This window comes from Rhizobium mayense, assembly GCF_030272705.1.
Taxonomy (GTDB): domain Bacteria; phylum Pseudomonadota; class Alphaproteobacteria; order Rhizobiales; family Rhizobiaceae; genus Rhizobium; species Rhizobium mayense.
On sequence record NZ_JARFYM010000034.1, the window covers coordinates 13,393 to 31,966 of the forward strand.

Genomic DNA, 18,574 nt, shown 5'->3' on the forward strand with positions numbered 1-18,574 from the left:
GCTTATCTCCCGACCGCATAGGCTTGCATCAGACGCGGCGTGGCGGCCGCGCGCAGAAGGCCGCTGGCATCGCGCCGCGCGGCGGTCAGCCGGCCGACCGTCCATTCCGGCGCGACCGTCAGCTTGTGACCTTTCTTGCGCAGTGCGTCGAGCACCTCGGTGCTGAAATTGGCCTCTGCCGTGATGCTGCCGGGCTCGCGGGTGCGGGGATAGAAGGAGCTCGGGAAATGCGAGGTGTGGAACAGCGGCTGATCGATCGCCTCTTGCAAGTTCATGCCGTGATGGGCATAGCGCAGGAAAAAGGCGAGCTGCCATTGCTCCTGCTGATCGCCGCCAGGTGTGCCGAAGGCGAGCGTCGGACGGCCTTCGTAAAGGCCAAGCGATGGCGTCAGCGTGGTGCGCGGCCGCTTGCCGGGCGCGAGCGACGAAGGCAGGCCGGATTTCAGCCAGAACATCTGCGCGCGGGAATTGAGGCAGAAACCGAGGCCGGGAACGATCGGTGAAGATTGCAGCCAGCCGCCCGAAGGCGTCACCGAGACCATATTGCCCTCGCGGTCGATGACGTCGATATGCACGGTATCGCCGCGCTTTTCCGTCAAGTGCGACATGGTCGGCTCGTAGACCGCACCGCCCTTGGCTTCCGGCGTTTCCAACATATCCATGGTGAGATCATACTGGCTCTCGAAGCCGGCTAACTTGCCGGGACGCAGGGAATGGGAAGCCTCCGAGGTGATCAGCTTGCTGCGTTCCGCGGCATAGGCGTCCGACAACAGGATATCGATCGGCACCTTGGTGAAGTTCGGATCGCCGTAATAGACCTCGCGGTCGGCGAAGGCAAGCTTCATGGCTTCCGTGATGGTGTGCACGAAATCCGCGCCGGCGGGGTCCATGGCAGCGAGATCGAAATCCTTCAGCAGCGACAGTGTTTGGAGGAAGGCGGGCCCTTGGCCCCAGGGGCCGATCTTGGCGATCGTCCAGCCATGGTAATCGTGGGTCAGCGGCTCTTCGATCGTCGCCGACCAATTGGCCATGTCGTCGGCGGTCAGCACGCCCTTATGGCGTTGGCCGCTCGCATCCATGACTTCGGCCTTGCGTAGGTAGGCATCGATCGCCTCTGCGACGAAGCCGCGATAATAGGCGTCGCGGGCTGCTTCGATCTGCGCCTCGCGGCCACTCTTGCTTTCCGCTTCCGAGACAATGCGATTCCAGGTTTCGGCAAGGACCGGGTTCTTGAAGTTCGACCAAGGCTCGGGAGCCGAGCCGCCCGGCAGCCAGGTCTCGTAGGAGGTTGGCCACTCTTTGCGATAGAATTCGGCGAGGCCGGCAATGGTTGCAGAGACACGTGGCAGCACCGGATGGCCGTGTTCGGCATAGTGGATTGCCGGTTCCAAGACATCGCGGACGGTGAGCTTGCCGTAGTCGCGCAGCATCAGCATCCAGCCGTCGAAGGCTCCGGGGACGACAGTTGCGAGCAGGCCGTCGCCGGGGATCAGCGACAGGCCCTCGCCCGTATAGTGCTCGAGGGTGGCACCGGCAGGAGCAGTCCCCTGGGCACAGATGACTTCAACCTTGTCCTTCTTCTTCGAATAGATGACCGCCGGCATGTCGCCGCCGGGACCGCAAAGATGCGGCTCGACGATCTGCAGAACGAAGCCAGTCGCGACCGCAGCATCGAACGCATTGCCGCCCTTTTCGAGAATGCTCATGCCGACCGCCGAGGCGATCCAGTGCGTGGAGGTAACGACACCGAAAGTGCCGAGGATTTCAGGGCGAGTCGTAAATGCGGTCATTGCAGAAGTCCTTTCAGATTATTCACGCTTCGCGCGGATCGAGCGCATCGCGCAGACCGTCGCCGAGCAGATTGAAACCAATGACGACGAGAAAAATGGCGGCGCCCGGCCACATGGCCATCCAGGGCGCCTGCTCCAGGTAGTTCTTGGCGACATTGAGCATCGATCCCCAGCTGGGCGCCGGCGGTTGCTGGCCGAGGCCAAGGAAAGAGAGACTGGCTTCGGCGATGATCGCCGTTGCAATGGTGAGCGTACCCTGCACCAGGATAGGCGCGAAAACGTTCGGCAGGATGTAACGGATGATGATGCTGAAATGGTGCAGGCCAATCGAGCGAGCACCTTCGACATACTCTTCCGTTTTCACCGCAAGTACTTGGCCACGCGTCAGGCGCACGAAGACAGGCGTCGCCGAAAGTCCGATGGCGATCATCGCATTGGTCAGGCTCGGCCCGAGAAAGGCCGCGAGCGCGATCGCGGTAATCAGAAAGGGCATGGCCAAGAAAGCTTCGGTGATGCGCGAGACGATCTGGTCGATCCAGCCGCCGTAATAGCCGGAGATAAGGCCGAAGGGTACGCCGATCGCCACTGCGATGGCGACGGAAAAGATGCCCGCCATCAGCGATGCCCGCGCGCCCCAGATCATACGTGAGAGAATGTCGCGGCCGATATCGTCGGTGCCGAGCCAATGGGCGGCCGACGGCGCCTTGCGGATCGCCGACCAGCTTGTCGCGACCGGATCGGCCAGCGGCAACACCGGCGCCAGAATGGCAAGTGCGGCAAAGAAAAGAATAATGGCGAGGCCGAGCAGCGCACCCTTGTTGGCCTTCAGTTTGCGCCACGCGCGGTTCGGTGTGCGTTTGGCGGGGGCGGCGACTGACGTCTGCGGGATCGCGGTCATAGGGCGGCCCTCAGGCGCGGGTTGAGGAGGACATAAAGAACATCGGCAACCAGATTCATCCCGATAAAGCCGACGGCGGTGCAGAGCACGACGCCCTGGACGACGGCATAGTCGCGGTTGAAGACCGCATCCACAATGAGCTTGCCGAAACCGGGAATGGTGAAGATCTGCTCGGTCAGAACGGCGCCGGCCAGCAGTTCGCCGAAGAGCAGCGCGCTGACGGTGACAACCGGCAAGATGGCGTTGCGGAAGGAGTGGCTGAGAACGACGGCAGCTTCCGGAAGACCCTTGGCGCGGGCCGTGCGGATGTAATCCGCGCTGAGCACGCTCAGCATCGACGAGCGCGTGTGGCGCATCAGCGTTGCGGCGAGCGCATTGCCGAGCACGAAGGACGGCATCAACATGGTCTGGATCGAACGCAGAGGATCGTCGAAGAACGGTTGATAGCCGGAAGCCGGAAGCCAGTGAAGTTTCACCGATATCAGCAGGATCAGCATGATCCCGAGCCAGAAATTCGGCACGGACAATCCGCATAGGGCAACGATATTGGCGAGGAAGTCGATGACCGTATTCTTCTTCACCGCCGCCAATATGCCCATGGGGATGCCGATGACGAAGGCGAAAATCATCGACATGACGGCGAGCTGGATGGTTACCGGCAGCTTTTCGGCAACCAGCGTCAACACCGGCTGGTTGGTGCGCAGCGAAATGCCAAGGTCGCCTGTGACCGCGCCCTTCAGCCAATAACCATACTGGTAAACCACCGGATCGTTCAGCCGGTATTTCTCACGGAGAAACTCGATGACCTTCGGGTCGCGCTCTTCGCCGGCCATCGCCAGGATCGGGTCGCCTGGCAGAAGCTTCTGCAGGGAGAAAACGAAGATGGAGATGATCAGCAGCGTCGGTACGGCGACCAGCAGCCTCTTTCCGATGTAGGTATACATGAGCAGATCCTGACCTCGTCATCGATCACGGGAGAGGGCCATGCGGGGCGTAACCTGCACTCCGCATGGCGCTTTTGCGTTAGCTGCTCTTCTTCACGCCGACGAGGCGGATCATGCCGTCCGGCGAGGGCACGAAGCCGGTCACAGACTTGTTGTAGGCCCAGATCCAGGCCTGATGGCCGAGATAGATGATCGGAAGCTCGTCGTTCATGATGGCTCCGGCGGCGTCGTATTTCTGCTTGCGAACCGCATTGTCTTGCGACTGGCGGGCTTCGAGCAGCAATTTGTCGACTTGCGGATTGCTGTATTTGGAGTCGTTCAACCCGGCGCCCGTGGTGACGAACTGCTGGATCACGCCATCGGGATCAGGGCGGCCGGACCAATCGGAGCGGCTGAACTGATAGTTGCCGCCCGTCTGCGCATCGAGCAGCGTCGCGAATTCCGTCGGCTTCAGCGTTACGTCGAAGCCGGCTTCTGCGACCATCGACTGGATGATCTGCATCGTCTGCATGGTGACCGGATCGTTGGTGACGGCGATTTCGACAGGTACACGGTCATAGCCGGCGGCCTTCATCAGTGCCTTCGCCTTGTCGACGTCACGAGCCGGAACGGGAATGTCCTTGTCGTACCAGGGGCTGTTCGGCGAGAAGGGCTGGTTGCCGGCGACGGCGGTTCCGTCAAAGACGATTTGCATGGCAGCCGCTCGGTCGATCGCCAGAGAGAAAGCCTGACGCAGTCGCTTATCCTTGCCCATGGGATTGTCGGCGCGGGGTCCATTACCGATATTCGCATAGATCCCCATCCAGCCGGTGGAGACGGCGTCGGCGTAAGCGAGGTTGGAGTCGCTCTTGACGGTGCCGATGTCGGAGGCGGCGACGCGTTCGATCATGTCGAGATCGCCCGAGCGCAGGTTGGCGAGGCGAACCGTCGTGTCGGGGATCGGCAGGTATGTCACTTTGTCGATGAAGATATTATCTTTGTTCCAGTAATCCTGGAACTTCTCCAGCACGATGCGGTCCTGCTGCACGCGCTCGACGAACTTGAACGGGCCGGCGCAGACCGGATGATCGCCGAACTTCGCGCCCAACGCCTTGGCAGCTGTCGGCGATACAATCATGCCGGCACGGTCGGAAAGCTGGGCGAGAAGCGTGACGTCAGGCGCCTTCAGCGTGAAGGTCACTTCGTATTCGCCCGTCGCCTCAACTTTTGCAACCGAGGAGAGTTCGCTCTTGCGGCGCGATTCCGGCATCGTCTGGTTGCGCTGGATGGTGTCCACCACGGCCTGCGCATTAAATGGCGTTTCGTCCTGGAATTTTACGCCCTGGCGTAATTCCATCACAAGCTGCTTGCCGTCAGCGGACCATTTCCACGAGGTGGCGAGCTGCGGCACGAATTTGAGGTCCGGCGTCACGTCCACGAGCTTGTCGCAGAGTGCGGTGTAGACGATTCGGCCAACGAACGTGCGCGATTGTGCCGGATCCAGCACGTCGGCGTCGTCCTGCAGGCCGATTTTCAATTCGACGGCGCAGGCCGGCAGCGCGATCAACGCGCCGGCGGCCAGCGATGTCAGGAATTTGGCGATTTTCATGATGTTCTCCTGTTATGATTTTATTTTCACTGCGTTCCCGGCCGGTTTCCTCTCCGGCCATCAGTCTCGGCGTAGTGGCACGCCAATAGTCATTTCAACTCGCCGGCCAGTTCCTTTTCTGGATACTGAGCGTCGAGCGAGGTGACGCGAATCAGGCTCTCCTGCAGCACCAGCAGATGCTGGCGCATGGCTTCGGCAGCTCCCATCGGGTTGCGGGCTGCGATCGCATCGATGATCGCCACGTGTTGCGCATAGGTTACCGGGCGCGTCCTGTTGGTGTTGCGGGCCAATTCGCGAATGGTTTGCCACGCCTCGTCCTGACGGACATGGTTGATGACATCGAAAATCGTCAGAAAGAACTGGTTGCCGGCGCTCTGTGCGATCAGGCGATGCAACGCGCCGTCCCAGAGTTCGCGGCTGTCGGCATCGCCGCTGGCGAAGATCTTTTTCGTCAGCTCGTACATGCGGTCGATATCATCGGATTTGGCACGCATCGCCGCGAGTTGAGCGAGCTGCGGCTCGATGCGCAGGCGCACTTCCATGATTTCCATCAGATTGGTGCCGGCGATCAGCGAACCGACGTGCTGGCTCCAGTCGTCCGGGCGCTGGCCAGCATAGGTGCCCGATCCCTGGCGCCTCCAGATACGGCCTTCCGCCTCGAGCACTTCCAGGGCTCGCCTGATGGCACGGCGGCTGACGCCGAACATATCCGAAAGCGACCGCTCGGTCGGCAGCTTGCCATCTGATTCCAGATTGTCCGAGCCCAAAAGGCCCCGGAGTTTTTCCAGGGCGTAGGTCGAATTTTCCGGGAGACCGTTGGCTGCCATGGTGCTAAATGGTTCGTACCAATGTTCGATTGGTTCAATACAAATTCAACTCACGCGCAGCGTCAAGCTCTTTTTTGGGCAATATATTGTGCCGCACAATAATTGTGCAATGCACCTAATTTTGCAGCGAAAAGTGGAGCGCCATGCCTCGACGGTGATCAGGCGCGACCAGCCGAGCGCGCGGACAGCGCCACCTCGGGCGTGAAGGTAAAATCCTTGTCGAAAGGATAGGTCGGCTTCTGCTTGCGCAGCCGCGGCAGGCGCTCGACGAACTGGTCGACGACGCCGGGCGAGAGTGCCATCAGGTTCGGGTTGGCGATCGGAGCCAGCTCCGGAGAGAGATAGCCGGACTTCACGACGATGATTTTGGCCTGATGCGGATCAAGGCCAAGACGCGTGAAATCTGCGACATTATGATAGGGGCGACGTTTTGCCGACAGCACCAGATCGATGCCGCCGACCGAGACGACCGCCTGGCGGTCCGTGGCGTCGCCGGTATTCAACAGGAACTTGACGGTGAACTCGGCGGTCACCGGTTTGCTGCCCTTGGTGTCCAGCGAAGCACCGACAGTGAGATCGAGTTTCGCGCCGACGCCGGCAGCATAGCAGGCTTCGGTGGCTGCCTTGTCGGCGATCCCGGCGAAAACGACGCCGGTCGCACCCTGGGCAATCAGCTCCGCCAGGACATCGGCGCGGTCGCCGACACCGCCGCCGGTCGGGTTATCGCCGGATTCCGCGAGCACCACAGGGGTTGTCGGGCTGGCAATCGCCGTGGCGACGCATTCCTCGATCGTGCCGGTCTCGCAGCCGAAGACGAAATCCTTGCGGACATTCCAATAGGCCTGTGCCAGCCGTTTCGCTTCGCGTTCGAGAACGGAGCGATCCGTGCCGGTCATGATGGCGGCGGCCGTGGCGCGCGGCTCGTCGGCCCAGACATAGCCGACCATGAGCGAGGCATCCCAGACGCCGTCGATGGCATCGATGCCGGGCAGCAGGTCGTAGAGGCTTTTTGCGGGTTCATCGACCGTGCTGGTGCGCTCGCCGGGCAGCACGACCGGGATCGGGGCCCAGAGCAGGATCGGCTTCACGCCGGTCTTCAGGCTCTGGGTGAGCATCGTCACCGCGCGGCGCATGGTCTCCTCGACGTCGATATGCGGCGCGGTGCGATAGGTGGAATACATGTCCAATGCATCGATGATGCGCTGCGTGACGTTGCCATGCAGGTCATAGCTCGCCGAAACCGTGCAGTCGTCGCCGACCAACTCGCGGGCAGCACTGATCCAATCGCCCTCGGCATCCTCCATGCCTTCGACGTACATCGCTCCATGCATCGCAAGATAGAGACCGTCGAGCGGCAGCAGCGGCTTCAGCCGCTCCAGGAACTCCGCCTTGAACGCTTCGTAGGTGTGGCGGGCGACAGGACCGCCGGCGATGGCTCTCGCGTGGATCGTCGGCAGGAATTCGGCGTCATAGTCCTTGAGAAATGCGAAATAGGGCGCGGCCGTCAGTTCTTCGCCGCGTACGACGCGGAAATCCTTTTCTTCGTTCAGGACGGGGTTGTACGTGCTGCATTCGATATGAATGCCTCCGACGGCGATGCGCATGGGAAACCTCAATTCGGGTTGGGACCAATCAGGAAATTATGGGCGGCAATGCTGGCTGCACCCCGCGCCCAAATGTCGCTGTCGACGCGCTGGGTGCGGATCGGCGTCTGGCCGGCATAGCGCGGCAACACATTGGCTTCGATCGCCTGCTGCACGACCGTGCCGAACAATCCGTCGAAATTGCCTTCGACGTGGGTGATCAAGATCATGCCGGGATCGTTGAACTGGATGAGGTGGGCGATCGCCAGGCCCAGGGCGCCGCCGGCCCGATGGAGAATGCGGATGGCGACGGCATTGCCGACCGATGCTTCTTCTTCCAGTTCGGTGAGAGAGGTGCAGGCAAGGCCTTCCGCCTTCGACATCTCCTTGATCGCCTTTATCGACGCAACCGTATCGAGGCAGCCGCGCTTGCCGCAGCGGCAGGGGGAGCCGTTAGGTTCGATTGTGCAATGGGCGATTTCGCCGGCGCCGCCATGATTGCCGCGATAGAGCTTGCCGCCGATAAAATGGGCGCAGCCGACGCCGTCGCCGAAGGAGACGACGCTGAAGTTCTGAATGTCGCGGGCACTGCCGAACAGCTTTTCACTGACGGCGACTGCCTTGGCGTCGTTTTCGATGAAGGTCTCGATGCCAGTCTTTTGCCGGATGATCTTGGCCAGCGGTACATCCTGCCAGCCAAGCAGAGTGGATTGCACGCAATTGGCCTGCTTCTCATCGACGAACCCGGAAAGAGCAACGCCGAGGCCCGACAATTTGTCCGCCGCATCCGGCCGCCTGGCGAGCAGCTTCGGAAGCGCGTCGGCGATCAGTCCTGCGATAACCTCCGGATCGCGCGACAGCGGCATGTTCTCCCGGGCGATGATCTTGCCGTTGAGATCGCTGAGGACCATCGGTGCCGGATCTTCAAGCAGTGAAATGCCGACGAAGAACGCGCCTTCGGGATGCAGGTCGAGCAATATCGACGGCCGGCCCTGGCCATAGACCGTCTCGGTCTCATGCAGGACGCCGAGCGTAATGAGGTCACGGGCGATGCCGCTCATCGCCGCCTTGCTGAGCCCCATCGACGCGGCAAGAACCGTCCGGCTGAGTGGGCCGGACTCGCTGATGACGCGCAGGAGTTGTCGCTGCGAGGAGGTAAGCAATTCGATGTTCCGCCTGGGTGTTTGCCTATTATTTTGGCTTGACAATAAGTTCAGCAAGTGAACAAATCAACCGCAATAAATTACAAAATATGACTTAAGTCCATTGCCCAGCCGATGGATGGTAGACATTCAAAATGGGTGAACGAGATGACGATCTTCAGGAAAAAACTCATGAAAAGCAGCAGCTTGCTTGCGGTTGGTGTAATCGCCAGCTCGCTGTTTTCGCCGATCGCGGCACTGGCCTCGACGTTGAACGTCATGCAGACCGAGGCTCCGCGCTCGATGGACCCGGGCGACCAGACCGCAACCTATACGGCCGCGCTGCTGGACCCGATGTATGAGGGCCTTCTTGCCCGCAGTTCCGATCTTACGCTGAAGCCGGCGCTCGCCACCGAGTGGAAGAGCGACGACGCCGGCCTCGTCTGGACCTTCAAGCTGCGCGAAGGCGTGACCTTCCATGACGGTACGCCGTTCAATGCCGATGCGGTCGTCAAGAATTTCGCCCGCCATCTCGATCCGAAACGCGGCCTTGCCGCCAGCGGCCGTTTGCGCACCTTCATCGATAGCGTCACGGCCGTCGATCCGATGACCGTACAGTTCAAGCTGAAGCATCCTTACCCAGCCTTCCTGGCGCTTCTGACCACGGGCGCCTGCCTGATGGTAAGCCCGACTGCGGATGCGGCCGGTACGATCGGCAGCAAGGCGGTCGGAACCGGGCCCTACAAGCTCGCCGAGTATAAATCCGGCGAATATGTGCTGGAAGAGAAAAACCCGAACTACTGGGGCGGTGCGCCGAAAGGCGTCGACGAAATCAAGTGGACCTGGACGTCCGAACCCTCGGTCATGAACATGGCATTGCATACGGGTGATGCCGACGTCGTCAGCCCGCTGCCGCCGGCCTTTGCCAAGCAGATCGAAGCCAATCCGGACATGAAGCTCAACAAGAGCGAAGGCTCCGCGGTCTTCTGGCTGGCACTCAACACCAAGCTGAAGCCGCTCGATGATGTCCGCGTGCGTCAGGCGTTGAACTATGCGACCGACCGCGCCGGCCTCGTCAAGGCGATCATGCAGGGTTATGCGACGCCGGCCAATTCGCCGCTCGCGCCGGTGACGCCCGGATACGACAAGACGCTGGCGCCCTATACATATGATATCGACAAAGCGAAAAAGCTGCTTGCCGATGCCGGTTATCCCAAAGGTTTCGAGATGTCGACCATTGTCCAGGAGCCAGACGCGCGTCTTGGCGAAGTGCTCCAGGCCATGTGGGCCAAGGCAGGCGTGAAGCTTGATGTCCGCCGCATGGAAAGCGGCGTCTGGGCCAAGGCGGCCTTTGCCGACCCGGCTGGAAAGCAGACTGATGGCACCGGCTCGGTTGTCGCTTCCTGGTCATCGGGCGTGAACGGCGCAGACCTGCAGTTCCGTCCACTTTATTATTCGGCGAGCGCAGCGCCAACCGGCGCCAATCTAGGCTTCTTCAATGAGCCGAAGCTGGACGAGGTGCTCGACAAAGCAGCGTCCACGCTAGACGAAGGCGCCCGCAACGCGCTTTATGTCGAGGCGCAGAAGATCGTCAATGACGAGGCGCCGCATGTACTGCTCTATACGACGCAGGACCTCTATGCGACCCGTGCCAACGTCAAAGGCGTCTGGGTCGTGCCTGGCGGCCAGATCGAGGTCAAGGACGCGACCAAGGACTGATGACTTGCCGGACGGAGGCTGCCATAGCGCTATGCTTCTTACGCGCATTCACATGACTACATTTGAATGCGGGGTGCTCTAGTCTCCGTCCGCACCTCCCGGAAATGACTGTCTGATGAAAGCCTATATCGCCAGAAAGCTGCTTGCGCTGCCGCTGATCCTGATCGGCGTCTCGCTGCTGGTGTTTCTTGCCATTCGCGCTCTGCCCGGCGATCCCGCCCGCCTGATGGCCGGGCCGGAAGCAACTCAAGCCGCGGTCGACGATATGCGCACGCGCCTCGGGCTCGACCGCAGCCTGCCGGCGCAATATGCCGATTTCGCTTACGGCGCGGTGAGGGGCGATCTCGGCATGTCGATCAAATCGAAATTGCCCGTCGTCTCCGAGATCGGTGAGCGTCTGCCCTATACGATCGCGCTGGCGATCACCTCCTATCTGCTCGCCATCCTCGTCGGTGTTCCGGCCGGCATGGCGGGCGCGATTTTCCGTCATCGTTGGCCGGACCAGCTCGTCATGCTGCTTGCGATCGCCGGCGCGTCGATCGCAAATTTCTGGCTGGCGTTGATGGCGATGAACACCTTCTCGGTTTCGCTCGGCTGGCTGCCGCTGCTCGGTGCGACATCGTGGAAAAGCTATATCCTGCCCTCCGTCTCGCTTGCCGTCCTGCCGATGGCCGTCATCGCCCGTATGACGCGATCCAGCATGATCGAGGTGCTGTCTCAGGATTATATCCGCACGGCGCGCGCCAAGGGCGTGCCGGCTGCTACCATCTATTGGAGCCACGCGCTGCGTAACGCATTGCTGCCAATCATCACCATCGTCGGACTGAATTTCGGTAGCCTTATCGGCGGCGCCGTGGTGACGGAATCGGTGTTTAACTGGCCGGGCATCGGCCGGCTTCTGGTCGATTCCGTTCGCTATCGAGACTATCCCGTCATCCAGGGTGTCACGCTGGTCGCCGTGACCGGCGTCGTGGTGATGAACTTTCTGGCGGAAATGCTGATTGCGGCCTTGAACCCCAGAATAAGGTTCGACTGATGGCGTTGGTTGAGCCAAAGGGTGGAGCTGCATCGGCGCGCGGACGCTATCGCACCGCATGGCGTCGTTTGACCGCCCATCGCGGCATTCTCATCGGCGGCATATTGATCGGCGTCATCGTGCTGCTCGCCATCTTCGCTCCGCTGATCACCTCGGCTGATCCCTATGCGCAAGACCTGATCAACACCATGCTGCCGCCGAGCTTCGAGCATCCGTTCGGCACGGACGACAATGGCCGCGATATCTTCGCTCGCGTCATCTACGGCGCCCGCATTTCGCTGCTGGAAGTGATCCTTAGCGTCGGGCTTGCGACTGTCGTCGGGGTACCGCTCGGCATCGTTGCTGGGATGACCGGCCGCTATGTCGACCATGCCATCATGTGGATCATGGACGTGCTCTTCGCCTTTCCGGGCGTCGTGCTCGCCATCCTGATCGTCAGCGTTCTCGGCACCAGTCTCTTCAACATGATGATCGCCATCGCGATCTTTTCGGTGCCGGTCTATGCACGCCTCAGCCGCAATCTGACGCTTGGGCTGAAGCAGATGGAATATGTCGAGGCGGCGACCTCGCTCGGCATTTCGCGCGGGCGGATCATGACGCACTATATTCTGCGTAACGCCATCGGCCCGATCATCGTGCAATCGACGCTGACGGCGGGAACGGTGATCCTCTCTGCGGCCAGCCTCTCCTTCCTCGGTCTCGGCGCACAGCCGCCTCTGCCGGAATGGGGCGCGATGATGAGCGACGGCCGCAACTATCTCGGCCTCAACATCTACATGTCGCTATTTCCCGGTCTTGCCATCATGGTCACCGTGCTCGGCTTCAACATTCTCGGCGATGGCCTGCGGGACATGCTCGACCCGCGCCGCTAGCCGCGGGGATTAGGGTTTTCGGCAATCAGATATGCCGGCCGATCTCATGGATGAGATCGACAAACGCTCGCAATCCGGCCGGCAGAAGCCGGCGGCCGGGATAATAAAGGCAGAGGCCAGGCAGAGCCGGCGTCCAGTCCTCCAATACACGCAGTAACCGCCCCGCAGCAATGTCGGCAGCAGCGGACCATTCCGAAAGATAGGCCAGGCCGGCGCCTTCGCGGGCCGACTCCAGCATCAGCGTTGGCTCATCGAGTGTGAGGGAACCGGGAACATCGAGGGTGAGTGCTTCGCCCCGCTTTTCAAATTCCCAACGATAGAGCGCGCCGCCTGGCAAGCGGGCACGGATGCAGCGATGCTGCGTCAGATCCTGCGGCTTGCCGGGCCGGGGGTGCACTTCGAAATAGGCGGGAGACCCGACGATGGCGTAGCGCAGCGGCGGGCCGAACGGCACGGCAATCATGTCTTTCGGCACGGTATCGACCGTGCGGATACCGGCATCGAAGCCATCGACGACGATATCGATCATCCGGCCTTCGGTCACGAGGTCGACCTGCATGTCCGGATAGCGTCTGAGGTATTCAAGAACGATCGGCGTCAGGATCTGGCGTGCCGCCCCAACGGAACTGTTGATGCGCAATATGCCGGCGGGGGTGTCGCGATGGCTGTTAACCGCCTCCATGGCGCCATGGATGTCCGAAAGCGCCGGCGCGACCGTGGCGACGAATTGCTCGCCGGCCGGCGAAAGTGACACGCTGCGCGTTGTCCGGTTGAACAGGCGTACGCCGAGCCGCGCCTCCAATCCGGCGACGGCATGGCTCAGCGCTGTCGACGACATGCCAAGCTCCACCGCCGCGGCTCGGAAACTGCCGCGTCGAGCAACGGCGATGACGGCTTCGAGTTCGATCAATCCGGACTTGTGCATTATCCCGATTTCCGCACCACCTCATGGCGCTTTGTCCTGCTTATTGATGCAAACCTATCGGCTTATATCGGAAATGACCAGAGATACCGCCATCAGCCGGACAAGGAGATCATCATGCGGATCATCGACAAGATTTATATCGACGGCAGTTTCGTTACGCCGCACGGGGAAGAGTTTTTCGATCTCGTCAATCCGGCAAAAGGCGAGGTCATCGGCAAGGTCAGGCTTGGCGACGCCGAGGATGCGCGCCGCGCCATTGCCGCCGCCAAGCGCGCTTTTCCGTCATTCTCACAGACAAGCAAGGAGGAGCGTATCGCCTTGCTGCATCGCCTGCACGATGCCGTTCTCGCAAAGGCGGAAGCCCTGACCGAGGTTACGATCGAGGAATATGGCGGCCCGGTATCGCGTGCCGCCTGGGCGACACAATATGCGGCCGATTGTTTTCTCAATGCCGCGAAAACGCTCGAGCAATATGAATTCACACGGCGGATCGGAACGGCGCAGGTAATCATGGAGCCGCTCGGAGTCGTCGGCCTCATCACCCCCTGGAACAATGATTACGGTTTCATCTGCAACAAGCTCTCGACCGCGATTGCCGCGGGCTGCACCGCCGTCGTCAAGCCGAGTGAGATGAGCGCTTCGCAGACACAAATCCTGACGGAGTGCCTGCACGATGCCGGCTTGCCAGCCGGCGTGTTCAACATCGTCAACGGCCGCGGCGATGTGGTCGGCAGCGAATTGAGCAGCCATCCGGATATCGCCAAGATTTCCTTTACCGGCTCAACAGCCGTCGGCAAGGCGATCCTGCGCACGGCGGCGGAGACCATGAAGCGGGTGACGCTGGAACTGGGTGGTAAGTCGCCAACACTGGTTCTCGATGATGCGGATTTTGCTGAGGCCATTCCGCATGTCATCGCCGCCGGCTTCGCTAATAGCGGCCAGGCCTGCATTGCCGGCACACGCGTGCTTGTGCCGGAATCGCGCACGGCGGAATTCAACGAGTTGCTCAAGACTGCGGTCGAGAACATCAAGGTCGGCGACCCCCGTGACCCCGCAACGGCGATAGGTCCGATGGTCAGCCAAAAACAATATGAGCGCGTGCAGCGCTATATTCATCTTGGGGTCGAAGCAGGTGCGACCATCCTGATCGGCGGCGAAGGACGTCCGGATGGTCTGGAGAACGGGTATTTCGTCAAACCGACCGTTTTCACCGGTGTTAGCAACGACATGACGATCGCCCGCGAGGAAATCTTCGGGCCGGTTCTCTGCGTCCTCACCTACAGCAGCGAAGAGGAGGCGATCGCAATCGCCAACGACACCGTCTACGGCCTTCAGGCCTATGTTATCTCCTCCAATCCGGCGCATGCGCGCACGGTCGCCTCGCGCATCCTGGCCGGTCGGGTGCTGATCAACGGTTTTCACAATGAGCCCATGGCGCCCTTCGGCGGTTTCAAGCAATCCGGCATCGGCCGCGAGTACGGAGTGTTTGGTCTGGAAGCCTATCTGGAGCCGAAGAGCGTGATCGCCGCCGCTTGAGCAACGTATTTCCTGCGCCAGCCTTGAAATGGCGACTTGTCAGCCGGATTTGCAACGAGCAAGCTGCCGACATTGCGTTTCATTGCAAGGCGGTGCCCCATGATCGCTCCTCTCGATGACGAAGTCTTTCTGCGCCGCGCCTTCGAAGTGGCGTCACGGGCGCGGCTGAACGGCAATCATCCTTTCGGTGCCATTCTCGTCGGGCCTGACGGCACGGTGCTGATGGAACAGGAAAACGCCTACAATCCGACGCAGGACATGACGGGCCATGCGGAGCGCGTGCTGATGACGCGGGCTTCGCAGCAATATTCGCCGGGCTTCCTCGTGCAATGCACGATGTATACCTCAGCTGAACCCTGTGCCATGTGCGCCGGCGCCGCCTACTGGGCTGGCGTCGGCCGCGTCGTCTATGGGCTCAGCGAAAGCCGGTTGAAGAAGATCATTGGCAGTCACCCCGAAAATCCGACACTTGATCTGCCCTGCCGCGTGGTCTTTGAAGCGGGTCAGCGAAAAGTTGAGGTCATCGGGCCGATGCTCTGCGAGGAGGCGACGGCGCTGCATGACGGCGTGTGGTGAGGCATAGGTTTCGCTGTCCCGATTGGGGTATGTCATAAAATCGTGAAGCGGCTGTGCGAGACGCGATTTCGTTAAATGGTTGACATATGCGGGCGCAACTATGCAATGCCTGCGATAACGATTCAGCAGGCCGCGCCCCTGCAGTTGCTCGACCCGCCAACGTTGATCTCAAGTATTTATTGTTCGTCCATGGCCGTGTCGACGGCCCGCAGGCATTTGCGGCCGGGCGGAACAGTCAGAGAGGAATGTCATGTCCAGTACGGCCGATCGTTCGAGACGCCCGTTGGTCATTGTCTCGATCATGCTGGCGACCTTCATGGTCGCGGTCGAGGCGACGATCGTTGCTACCGCCATGCCCCGCATTGTCGGCCAGCTCGGCGGCTTCACCTATTACAGCTGGGTTTTCTCTGCGTTCCTCCTGGCGCAGTCCACGACGACAGTGATCTACGGCAAACTGTCGGATATTTTCGGTCGCAAGCCGATGCTGATCGGTGGCATCCTGATCTTCCTGGTCGGTTCGGCGTTGGCGGGCGTGGCTTGGTCAATGGCCTCGCTGATCGCCTTCCGACTGCTGCAGGGTCTCGGCGCCGGCGCGATTCAGCCGGTGACGATGACCGTGGTCGGCGATCTCTACAAGCTAGAGGAGCGCGCCAAGGTGCAGGGCGCACTCGCCAGCGTCTGGGCGGTATCGGCCGTCATCGGTCCACTTGCCGGCGGCGTTATTGTCGATAACTTCTCCTGGGCGTGGATTTTCTGGATCAACCTGCCAATTGGCGTGTTGACCATCATCGGCTTCACCTTCTTCCTGCATGAGCAGATCACACCGCGCGAGGCGAGGATCGATTATCTCGGCACCATCCTGTTCTCGATATCGATCATCTCCCTCCTGGTGATCCTTACGGAAACCGCTTCCGGTTTCGGCGTTCTCGGCTCGCTCGCGATCGTCTTCGTCGTCACCGGCGTGTTGTTCCTCCTACAAGAGCGGCGCGCACCGGAGCCGATCATATCGATCGAACTGTGGAGCCGGCGGCTGGTGGCGACCAGCAATGCGGCGACGCTTCTGGCCGGCATGGCTCTGATCGGGCTGACGACCGTTCTGCCGATCTACGTGCAGGGCGTGCTCGGCCGTTCGCCGCTGGTGGCCGGTTTCACGCTGACGATGCTGATCGTCGGCTGGCCGTTGGCGGTGATGATGTCGAGCCGCCTCTTCCGCACGTTCGGCATTCGCAGGACCCTGCGTGTCGGCAGCTTCATGTTTCCCTTCGGCTCCGCTTTTCTTTTGTTCCTGACGCCGGCGAGCAGCCCGGTGCTGGCGGGTATCGGCTCTTTCCTTATGGGTTTCGGCATGGGTCTCATCAGCCTCACCAGTATCGTGCTCGTACAGGAGAGTGTGGAATGGTCGATGCGTGGCAGCGCCACGGCGTCCATCATCTTTTCGCGCAGTCTCGGCAACACACTCGGCGCGACCGCGTTGGGCGCGGTGCTCAATATCGGCATTGTCCATTTTGGCAGCGGCGATCTGGCCGCCAAGCTGCATGACGTCCTGAACCAGCCGAGCGGACTTTCGGACCTCGCTAGTAATCCAGCGATCCGTGGCGTCTTCGATGCTGCCCTGCATTGGAGTTTCTGGGGTGTCGTCGTCGTCGCGGTCCTGACCTGTGCGACCACCTGGCTCATTCCGGTCGCGCGTGATGCAGGGCGCCGGCAGATGTCAAAGACGGATGCGCAGGAAGCGATGACGCACTGATTTTCTGCTCATTTGCTTGGTGATGGGCAAACTCCGCCGGTCAGTTGCGATTATCCGCTCTTGCTCTTTCCGGCACAGGGACAATGATCCACGGCCGCCTTTGCCGCCTCAGAAATCGTAGCGATCGATGCGCCAGGAATCGAGCAGGCGGTGCGAGGCCTTGAGGGCCGCGTCGGGATCGCGGGCGACGATCGCGTCGAGGACGTCCTTGTGGTAGGGCAGGGAGCGCTTCTGGCCTTCCGCCACCTCGTCATGGCTCGAAAGTGCACGGTTGGCGTAGATCGCGACGGCGATCAGATCGATGAGTTGCGCATAGACCATGTTGCGGGTGGCGGCGAAAATCGCGGTATGGAAGCGTAGGTCGGCGTCGGCATTGGTGTTGACGTCGCCGATGGTGGAAACCATGTCCTCATAGGCAGAGGCGATGGCGGCTAGGTCGTCCGCGGTCCCGCGGGCAGCCGCTCGCGCCGTCGCCTCCGGCTCCAGCACCCGCCGGAGGTCCTTGATCGAGCGCATGATCTCCATCGACGGACCGGTCTCGTAGTGCCAGACCATGACGTCGGTATCGAGATGATGCCAGTTGGAGCGTTCCTTCACTCGCGTGCCGACGCGGGTCTTGATTTCCACCAGCCCCTTGCCGGCCAGGCATTTCATCGCCTCGCGGATGACGGTGCGGCTGATGCCGAACTGCTCCACCAGATCCGGCTCGTTCGGAAGCGTAGTACCGACCGGATAATCGCCACCGACGATGCGGCGGCCGAGTTCATGGACGAAATAGCCGAAGACGCCGCGCCGCGGGATCGTACCGTATTTGCGTACATAGGCATCGAATGGGGACTGCGTCACGATCAGTTTCGTTTCCGGGCTCACCCGAGCGGCAGTCGTTGCATCAATGCCGTGCTTCATTATCCGAGACTCTCATTCTTGGTTGAAGAGCCGATACGAGCAAAATTTCAGCCAATGACGGACTCCCTTGGGATCTCACGCTGATATTTTGGGCTTCGCGTAACGGCTCCATAATTGGTCGATGTCGATTCGGCCATTTTCGTTGCGCCATATCTCACGTCAGACTCTACCATGTCTTGCGTGTGCATGCCTACTATCGCCACATCGACCGGTTTGTTTAACAAAACGAGCTGAATGAGGCTCGGCGCATAGTTGAAATCGTTGCCCGGATTGACCATCATCGCGCAAGTGATCTCCGGCGCAGGGATGACATCGTCATGCACGACAAGGGCTATTGACGTCATCTCACTACACATATTCAAGATAGCAAGTGCGACTTCACGGCTTGACGGGATCGTATAAGCAATTGATATTGCCACAATCAGATATCCGATCGGATTTTATGCTATGGCGCTCGGTCATGGCCTTCCGGAATTCCAGATAAC

Annotated in this window: 16 protein-coding genes; 6 read left to right on the top strand and 10 right to left on the bottom strand. The window is 60.8% G+C overall.

Annotated elements, in window-relative coordinates:
* Positions 1-2: 2 nt before the first annotated feature.
* The 7 genes from PY649_RS28560 to PY649_RS28590 all read right to left on the bottom strand — a co-directional run bounded on the left by PY649_RS28560 (position 3) and on the right by PY649_RS28590 (position 8,793).
* Entirely contained in the window at positions 3-1,790 is a 1,788-nt protein-coding gene (locus PY649_RS28560) for a gamma-glutamyltransferase family protein (protein WP_285872275.1), read from the bottom strand.
* 22 nt (positions 1,791-1,812) lie between these two features.
* Positions 1,813-2,688 carry an ABC transporter permease gene (locus tag PY649_RS28565; protein ID WP_285872276.1) on the bottom strand — a complete coding sequence of 292 codons (876 nt, stop codon included), beginning with the start codon at positions 2,686-2,688 and terminating at the stop codon, positions 1,813-1,815.
* Positions 2,685-3,632 (bottom strand): ABC transporter permease, encoded by a 948-nt coding sequence (locus PY649_RS28570; protein ID WP_285872277.1) that lies wholly within the window; start codon positions 3,630-3,632, stop codon positions 2,685-2,687. Before PY649_RS28570 ends, PY649_RS28565 begins: the two co-directional genes overlap by 4 nt.
* A 79-nt stretch (positions 3,633-3,711) precedes the next feature.
* Positions 3,712-5,220, bottom strand: a complete 1,509-nt coding sequence (locus PY649_RS28575; RefSeq protein WP_285872278.1) for an ABC transporter substrate-binding protein — start codon at positions 5,218-5,220, stop codon at positions 3,712-3,714.
* 89 nt (positions 5,221-5,309) lie between these two features.
* Positions 5,310-6,047: a FadR/GntR family transcriptional regulator gene (locus tag PY649_RS28580; RefSeq protein ID WP_285872279.1), complete on the bottom strand. Its 738-nt coding sequence runs from the start codon at positions 6,045-6,047 to the stop codon at positions 5,310-5,312.
* 158 nt (positions 6,048-6,205) lie between these two features.
* Positions 6,206-7,651: a M81 family metallopeptidase gene (locus PY649_RS28585; RefSeq protein WP_285872280.1), complete on the bottom strand. Its 1,446-nt coding sequence runs from the start codon at positions 7,649-7,651 to the stop codon at positions 6,206-6,208.
* 8 nt (positions 7,652-7,659) lie between these two features.
* Positions 7,660-8,793: an ROK family transcriptional regulator gene (locus tag PY649_RS28590; protein ID WP_285872281.1), complete on the bottom strand. Its 1,134-nt coding sequence runs from the start codon at positions 8,791-8,793 to the stop codon at positions 7,660-7,662.
* A 171-nt stretch (positions 8,794-8,964) separates the two neighbouring features.
* Between PY649_RS28590 and PY649_RS28595 the strand changes: the two genes are divergently transcribed.
* The 3 genes from PY649_RS28595 (at position 8,965) to PY649_RS28605 (ending at position 12,399) form a co-directional block, all read left to right on the top strand.
* On the top strand, positions 8,965-10,491 hold the full coding sequence (locus PY649_RS28595; protein WP_285872282.1) for an ABC transporter substrate-binding protein: 1,527 nt from the start codon (positions 8,965-8,967) through the stop codon (positions 10,489-10,491).
* A 115-nt stretch (positions 10,492-10,606) separates the two neighbouring features.
* Positions 10,607-11,527 (top strand): ABC transporter permease, encoded by a 921-nt coding sequence (locus tag PY649_RS28600; protein WP_285872283.1) that lies wholly within the window; start codon positions 10,607-10,609, stop codon positions 11,525-11,527.
* Entirely contained in the window at positions 11,527-12,399 is an 873-nt protein-coding gene (locus PY649_RS28605) for an ABC transporter permease (RefSeq protein WP_285872284.1), read from the top strand. Before PY649_RS28600 ends, PY649_RS28605 begins: the two co-directional genes overlap by 1 nt.
* 25 nt (positions 12,400-12,424) lie before the next feature.
* Here PY649_RS28605 and PY649_RS28610 read toward each other — a convergent pair whose 3' ends face one another.
* Positions 12,425-13,324: a LysR family transcriptional regulator gene (locus tag PY649_RS28610; RefSeq protein WP_285872285.1), complete on the bottom strand. Its 900-nt coding sequence runs from the start codon at positions 13,322-13,324 to the stop codon at positions 12,425-12,427.
* Positions 13,325-13,438: 114 nt separating this feature from the next.
* Between PY649_RS28610 and PY649_RS28615 the strand changes: the two genes are divergently transcribed.
* From PY649_RS28615 to PY649_RS28625, 3 genes are all read left to right on the top strand, one after another.
* The gene (locus tag PY649_RS28615) at positions 13,439-14,860 is read left to right on the top strand and encodes an aldehyde dehydrogenase family protein (RefSeq protein ID WP_285872286.1); all 1,422 of its coding nucleotides are present in this window, start codon (positions 13,439-13,441) and stop codon (positions 14,858-14,860) included.
* Between the two features lie 99 nt (positions 14,861-14,959).
* Positions 14,960-15,436, top strand: coding sequence for a nucleoside deaminase (locus PY649_RS28620; RefSeq protein ID WP_285872287.1), 477 nt, complete (start codon positions 14,960-14,962; stop codon positions 15,434-15,436).
* Positions 15,437-15,686: 250 nt separating this feature from the next.
* Entirely contained in the window at positions 15,687-17,183 is a 1,497-nt protein-coding gene (locus PY649_RS28625; protein ID WP_285872289.1) for an MDR family MFS transporter, read from the top strand.
* 108 nt (positions 17,184-17,291) lie between these two features.
* Here the strand turns inward: PY649_RS28625 and PY649_RS28630 are convergent, their stop codons facing one another.
* The gene (locus tag PY649_RS28630) at positions 17,292-18,089 is read right to left on the bottom strand and encodes a FadR/GntR family transcriptional regulator (protein ID WP_285872290.1); all 798 of its coding nucleotides are present in this window, start codon (positions 18,087-18,089) and stop codon (positions 17,292-17,294) included.
* Between the two features lie 47 nt (positions 18,090-18,136).
* The gene (locus PY649_RS28635; protein ID WP_285872291.1) at positions 18,137-18,508 is read right to left on the bottom strand and encodes a hypothetical protein; all 372 of its coding nucleotides are present in this window, start codon (positions 18,506-18,508) and stop codon (positions 18,137-18,139) included.
* Positions 18,509-18,574: the final 66 nt, after the last annotated feature.